At 45.7% G+C, this 527-nt stretch carries 1 protein-coding gene; it reads left to right on the top strand.

Going from position 1 to position 527, the window contains the following annotated elements:
- A partial coding sequence (locus H5116_RS20560) for a GTP-binding protein (protein ID WP_182716934.1) occupies positions 1–527 on the top strand: 527 nt, incomplete at both ends.

The raw sequence follows: 527 nt of genomic DNA, 5'->3' as shown, positions 1-527 counted from the left end.
AAACCGCACGTAAACGTTGGTACAATCGGCCACGTTGACCACGGTAAAACTACACTAACTGCAGCAATCACTAACGTACTTGCAAAAGTATACGGCGGTGTTGCTAAAGATTTCGCATCAATCGACAACGCTCCAGAAGAGCGCGAACGTGGTATCACTATTTCAACGTCTCACGTTGAATACGATACTCCTACACGTCACTACGCACACGTAGATTGTCCTGGTCACGCCGATTATGTTAAAAACATGATCACTGGTGCTGCTCAAATGGATGGCGCGATCTTAGTAGTTGCTGCGACAGATGGCCCTATGCCACAAACACGTGAGCACATCCTTCTTTCTCGTCAAGTTGGCGTTCCTTACATCGTTGTGTTCATGAACAAATGTGACATGGTTGATGACGAAGAGCTACTTGAACTAGTAGAAATGGAAGTTCGTGAACTTCTTTCTGAATACGATTTCCCAGGTGATGACTTACCTCTAATCGCTGGTTCTGCGCTTAAAGCGTTAGAAGGCGAGAAAGAGTG

Source organism: Pseudoalteromonas sp. SG45-2 (assembly GCF_014164115.1).
Taxonomy (GTDB): Bacteria; Pseudomonadota; Gammaproteobacteria; order Enterobacterales; family Alteromonadaceae; genus Pseudoalteromonas; species Pseudoalteromonas distincta.
The sequence above is the reverse complement of the archived record's forward strand: the minus strand, read 5'-3'. Positions and strand labels throughout refer to the sequence as shown.